General features: G+C 53.8%; 5 protein-coding genes. 2 read left to right on the plus strand and 3 right to left on the minus strand.

The window, feature by feature from the left end; translation table 11 throughout:
• The 3 genes from L1069_RS23270 to L1069_RS23280 all read right to left on the minus strand — a co-directional run.
• The coding region (locus L1069_RS23270; protein ID WP_237457226.1) for a hypothetical protein at positions 1 to 300 on the minus strand (300 nt) is incomplete at its 3' end.
• Between the two features lie 1,235 nt (positions 301 to 1,535).
• Entirely contained in the window at positions 1,536 to 2,909 is a 1,374-nt protein-coding gene (locus L1069_RS23275; protein ID WP_237457227.1) for an AAA family ATPase, read from the minus strand.
• Between the two features lie 347 nt (positions 2,910 to 3,256).
• On the minus strand, positions 3,257 to 4,126 hold the full coding sequence (locus L1069_RS23280; RefSeq protein WP_237457228.1) for a hypothetical protein: 870 nt from the start codon (positions 4,124 to 4,126) through the stop codon (positions 3,257 to 3,259).
• Positions 4,127 to 4,518: 392 nt separating this feature from the next.
• Here L1069_RS23280 and L1069_RS23285 point away from each other — a divergent pair, with 392 nt between their 5' ends.
• Together L1069_RS23285 and L1069_RS23290 are read left to right on the plus strand one after the other, a co-directional pair.
• Positions 4,519 to 4,719 (plus strand): hypothetical protein, encoded by a 201-nt coding sequence (locus tag L1069_RS23285; protein WP_237457229.1) that lies wholly within the window; start codon positions 4,519 to 4,521, stop codon positions 4,717 to 4,719.
• Positions 4,720 to 4,755: 36 nt separating this feature from the next.
• Positions 4,756 to 6,054: a DUF6538 domain-containing protein gene (locus tag L1069_RS23290; protein WP_237457230.1), complete on the plus strand. Its 1,299-nt coding sequence runs from the start codon at positions 4,756 to 4,758 to the stop codon at positions 6,052 to 6,054.
• The last annotated feature ends 134 nt before the right edge of the window (positions 6,055 to 6,188 follow it).

The raw sequence follows: 6,188 nt of genomic DNA on the forward strand, positions 1-6,188 counted from the left end.
ACGTATACCAACCGCATGGTAGCGCATGAAAGGATCGTCCCCCCACCTCCACTCGTCAGGCATCGCTGATTGAAGCCCGGCCTCTCGAAGTTGCACATCCTCTGACTTGGTAATCAGCACAACACGCCACGCATACGCCATAGTCTCGGCGATTACTGCCCGATCTTCTGCGTGGTCCATCAAATGTCCCGCTGTAACAGCGAGCGGAATACAATGGTCGCCGGTGCAAGGCTTGTCTCGACCTTGCGCCTTTCGGAAAGAAATATCCGGCGGCAAGATCTTAGCAGCTTCCTCGCTCATTGGCATCCGCCCACTCCACTCTCTACGCAAGTCGGCTCCGTAAATCGGGTGTCGGCCTGTTTCCATCGGTGCCTCTAAGCCAAACCGCAGAATGCCGGTTAAACTCGCTCGAGCTCCGTCCTTTCGTTCTGCCCGGGCAAGCAGGGCCCATGCTTGAATAAGGTCTATGTGCTCGGGACGCAGCATCAACTGAAAACCTCCTTTGTTTACTCGCCAATTTGGTCACCAGAAAATCCGAAGCGTCGCGACAAATTCAGAAAGTACCTCAACTTGACCTCCTCTTAGGAACTCTAAGACGATGTGTGGCACAACCGGAAAACTAGGCTTAAGGTGCGGGAGATGTGCAGTTCAATGCTTGGATTACTTTCTTTGCCACGATTGTTGATGACCAATTATTCCGAGAAGTTGGGCTTATGAGCGACGAGAACTTACCTGAATATTTCGAAGAGTACAGCTTGACGGTGTCTCTCCCTTTTTACCCAGATGCACGTTGCGTCATCCCTTCATTTACTGGCGAGGGAACCGGATATGATTTAGATCTCAACTCGCAAACATGCTCTTGCCCTGACTTCACGAAGCGTCGAGGTCCTTTAGTCGCGCCTGGAATGATGGGCAGATTTTGCAAACATCTGATACACGAATTGTCCGCGAGGGAGGCTTTCGCCGCCTCCGACAAATGGATACGTGCGATTGCCGATGCGGGTCACGGGGGACCTCACAATGCTTGGCAAGTTTGTCTCCCAACTGCCCCGAAGATGCTAGTAACGACAAATTATCCGTTAACCTGGATCAATGTGTTTGCTCACACAAAACGAAATGGGGAGAGAGTTTCGGAAGCCAGCGGCCCAATTAAACAGTTCGGTTGGAAACCACGGGAACATCGGTGGTCATATGGTGAGGCTCCACCTGGTGCGAGAGAGCTGCGACATTTGCTTATGGCTTTCGATCATGCCGACTACGAGGAGATAGATCCACTAGAGGCCAGCGGGACCAACTTGGACGACGCCACACTTCGGAAACTCCCTCAGGACCAAGGGCCTGACGGCACCTCTGTTTCACTGCACACGGGTGGGCATGGTTTTCTTTCCTGGATACGAAATCTTGTAACTAGAGGACAAGGAGTATGAGCCTAGGGGCAAATTGCTTGTCCTGCTAAGCCCCCGCCCGTACCCCAATTGGGGTAACCGGACAGGGAGGTTTTGGTAACTAAGGATCCCCTTGGTGATAGACCCTTATCAAGCAGTCTTCTTTTGTTCTTCGGCTTGGTTGAGCGGTACACGAGATGGTATAGCTGCCACCGAAGCGGGACGTCCCCGGGTGCAGAAGCCACTCATCTCATAGAGAACAACCCGTTCGCGAGCTCGAGTAATGGCCGTGTATAGCAATCGCTTGTGATCTTTCGGGGAGAGCCACATGGGTCGCTTCAGTACTGTGTTGGTATCGATGTAGACGGTATCCACAGACCTGCCTTGGCTTTTATGCACAGTAGCAAGCGCAGAGAGCTCGAAGCGATTAACGTCCTCTATCCAGTCTAGAATACGTACCGCTTGCTTCCTGTCGAGCTTGCCTTTTTGATGCAGACGTCGAATGCGCAACGATAGCTTGTCGACTATTTTCTCGCTGTCCGGCACGAAGGCTATTCTATCAGTCTCGTGGAACGTGATCGTGACGCCATCAAGGGTCAGTGCGCGGAACCGGTCGACACAGCTAGGAACATCCTTTAGCACGCGCATATTCCGCTCTATTTGATCGACAGTAAACCGTTCTCCATTGTGGAAGAGGTTGTCGGTCTGCTTGCTGATGACAAGATCGCCTTCGTCAAGCCCGTCGTGATTAACATGACGGACTGCCCTCCGAAGGCGCTGAAGGGTTGTATTGTCCGAAGTCACGGCCAACAGGCTGTCACCCTTCTCGTACCTGTTCTTCAGCGAAGCTATCCACTCCTCGCCCGGTATCACCTGTACATCGGCACCGCCATGAAGGCATTGAAGCTCGTCTTCCGGGCGCTCTTCGATCCAGTCGCGAAGCATCTCGCCAGTTAGAAAGATGCCGCTTTGCCGAGGGAACCGCACGCTTGTATCCAGAGTGATAGTCTCGAAGTCTTGATCCATGATGACTTCATGATCCTTAACGGGTGGAAGCTGGAAGCGATCGCCGCTGTACACCACTGGGAGATCGAATTCCGCCGCATATTCCTCGACTGCCCGGAACAAGAAACTGCCTACCATGGAGAACTCATCCACAATGATGATGTCGACCTCGGAAAACGCGTCTGGCTTTCCTTCTTTGGCGCTTTCTACCCGAGTTCTGGCCTCTCTTGCTGGAAGGTATCCCTCGACCGTTTCTAGGTTCTCGTTTCGGTATCTGTACCAACCGATCGCACTGTGGATTGTGGCAACCCTGTGTCTCTTATCCCGGAGTTCTTGCTCCAGAACAGTACGCGCAGGATGTGTTGGGGCGAGAAACAGTGCCTTTCGCTCGGCAACGGAGTGCGCAATGGCATAAGTCTTGCCTGAGCCCGCTCGACCTGAGACCACTAGACGGTCTCGTGCTCGCATCGCCTGGATAGCTTGCTTCACTAGTTGCTGGTCATTGTTAAGGGTGAGCATAAACAAAATCCTTCTGATCGCGATGACAGATTGCTCGGCCTTCGCGTTAAACTGGGGTTCGGGATGAAGTGATGAGAGGCAGGTGGCTCCCTGCTCTCGAGGACTTACTGGGGACGGTCCTGTACGTGCCAGTATCTCATTAACGGCCCCTATTCATAACCATTTGAAAACAAACAATAACAACCACGATTGAGTTGCCTCAAAAATGAAACTCAGAAGGGCTCCCGCCCGCAACCTAACAAGGAGGAACGGACGGGAGATTTTTGGCGTGGATCCTCGGTCACGGGTAACTTCTTGCCAGCCACATTAGCAGCCAGCTTCTACCAGTAGACCTTGCGCTCTATCGGCTACTCTTCCTCTTCGGCAGCATCGTCGCCAAGGAATTTTCCCAATAGTCCTGCAGCTGCTGCTTTCGTCGCGGCCGCAGCTGAACCTGCTCCGTTCTTGGTGGCTTCTAAGGCCCTCCCGGACCCCTCAAAGGCTGTAGACCAAGCCCCCTTCCAGTCCACCTTCGGCAACTCGAAGTTCTTTATCTCCTCAAGGGTAGGGATTGCGCCCCGTGCTGCTTGCCAAGCTGCTTTCGGTGATCCCTTGACCTCCTCCCACAGTTCTTCGCGCGTGGGGATCGGCTGGTTGCAGACAGTCTTCTCGTCCTCGCTGGGCATCGCTTCGGGGGAGATTGCACGTTGAAGTTCGCCCATATCCTTAAGGGTCTCGCAGAGATCTTTTAGTTCCAGCGCCGTTGCGCCAACTATGACCGCTGCGCCGATATAGGGTATAGCCTCCCCGGCCATTGAGCCGACTTCCCGGGATGAGGTAACCACAGCGCGCTTGGATATCCTGTCGGCGGTTGCGTCTACAGCATCCCGAATAGCCACTCGCTTGCCACGAAAAACTACCAAGCGCGTGAACGGATCCGCCAGTTCGGCTCGTAGCTCACGAGTAACCGCGCGTTCGGTCGCCAAGCTATCAGTTGCTTCGGTCAACTCCCTGCGCAGCTTCTTTTTAGCAGCACGCTCTTCGGCAATTTCGCTGCTTAGCTGAGCAACCTCATCCGCATGCTGAAGAGCCACAGTACGAACACCGGTCACCGCTCCGAATGCCGACGAGGCAAGTTGATATAAAGAGCCCCCGACGAACAGAGCGACATTTATTGAGAGGGAAAGAGCTAGCAATACAGCGAATAACAGCTTCCACGACAACTTTAGTATTTTCAATTCAAGTTCTCCTTATCGGGTATCAGGATAAAATCGTGCATTGCGCACTGGTTGACGGTCCAAATCTGACACAACGATCACTCACAGCCACCAATGGGTCGATGGGTCAGAAAAAGTGAGAAATCACAAGCATCTATAAAAACCCTCATTATGGAGATTTTGTAGATGATTACTATGCTTGGCTTGATGCTCGCCGTCGGAAGCGGTGTACGGCTACCGCTGAACTGGGAGCTAATTCAGCTTATTGGGATGAGCCTTTCAGGCCTTCAGGCCATAACTGGCTTCTCCGTCGCATTTAGCTGGATAACTAAATGGCTCAGCCTTAACCCTATCCCTGTCGGTTCCACATTGGGATCATTGCTGCCTTACTTCCTCTCTTTCGGGGGGTAGTCATGACACAGGCACCAAATTTCAAGCAGGAGCTTTACCCCGGTGCACGGGTCCTAATCCGAGCCTTCGAAGACATCCCGGAGCACATTTTCGAGGTGTCGGAAGTCTATGACGACTGCATTGGCGGCTACTCTCTGACGGGGCCACTTACCGGCGAATACGGGGAGCCTGACTTCGAGATGATCTTGCGGATCATCGACTGAACCATTCACGCATTCTAGTAAGAAAGGAACAGACGAATGTCTGCCCGAATTCGCTATGCCTACTTAAAGGGCCATACTTGGCTTTACAGGCGGAACTACCCTAAAGAAGTGGCCTCTCTTCTTGGCCAGCAAGCCCTCAAGCAGTCGCTAAAGACCAGTGATGCCAAGGTCGCCCGTCAGCGGGCAGCCGAGGTAAATGCCCGTTACGAGGAGACCGTGCGGCAAGCTCTTTCGGGGGCCTTGTCTCTGCCACAGAGCGCCCCGCTGGAGGTCGTCGATGCCAATGAATGGCTCACCCCAACGGAGCTTGGTCTTGCCCGCCTCCGGGCCACTCTCCAGCATTCCGAGCCAGTTCGGTATGAGCAGGCGATTGTGCCGAAGACAACTGTCAACAAGGCCACACGTCGGTATCTGGTCTTGCGGCAGAATGAGCTTCGGCCAAGCGGGTTCAAGAGTGTTCGCTACTCAATCGAGTTGTTCCAGTCAAAGTACGGGAAGCAGAAGCTGACGGAGCTCGCTCGCGAAGAAGGGAGGGAATTCCTGTCTCTCATCGCTCAGCTTAGCCCCTACCTAGGGAAGTCGAGGCGCACACAGGGTATGTCCCTCGACGCCTCTGTGGAGTGGTCCAGAGTAAGCACTGCCCGCATCACCGGACGTACTCAGCGACGCATTTGGTCACAGGTTAACCATTGGCTGGACTGGTGCGTCTATGAGGGTGAAATGGAGGTCAATCCATTCGCGTCAGTGCGCTTCGATGCCAAGGTAAAGCATCAACCCTATGCCGTACCCGCCGACAAGGAAGTGCGGCGGTTACTGGAAGTGCATGATCCCGTCATCGGTAAGGTGCTGCTGCTTTGCTTGCTATCAGGCATGAGGGCAGGAGAAGCGGTTGGCCTCTTACGTGAAGATCTGGTCGCCAAGGGTAACCTTGGCCAGTTCTTTCATGTCCGTCCGAACAAGCTTCGGCTGCTGAAGACAGACGCAGCTGAGCGATTGGTTCCGGTTCATGCTGTGCTAGAGCCAGTTCTCATGGAGCTTCCGCACTCGGGGCCATTGTTCCCTGATCTGAAAGTAAACGATATTACCAAGCGGTTCGCCGCAATCAGGAAGAAGCTGAAGCTTGATCGCAAGGGGCTAGTGTTTCACTCGTCTCGGAAATGGTTCATCACCCAGTGTGAGCGAACAGGCGTCCCAGAGCACTTCACTGCCAGCATTGTCGGGCATAAGTCGGCCCGGTCAGAGAACGGGATCACATACGGTATCTACTCAGCCGGTATCTCGGATGAGCAGAAGCGCTCCATCGTTGATCAGATCAGGCTACCGGTGCCGGGATGAGTATTCCTAGCATTGAGGAGTTCGAGGAGAGGGCCGCTATCGCTGAATACGATGGCGGTCTTTCTCGTTCCAGGGCTGAGGATATTGCCGCCAGAGCGCAAGGTTTCAGGGATGCCGAAGCCTACTGGCAGTGG

The organism is Leisingera sp. MMG026 (assembly GCF_021654205.1).
In the GTDB taxonomy this organism is placed as follows: domain Bacteria; phylum Pseudomonadota; class Alphaproteobacteria; order Rhodobacterales; family Rhodobacteraceae; genus Leisingera.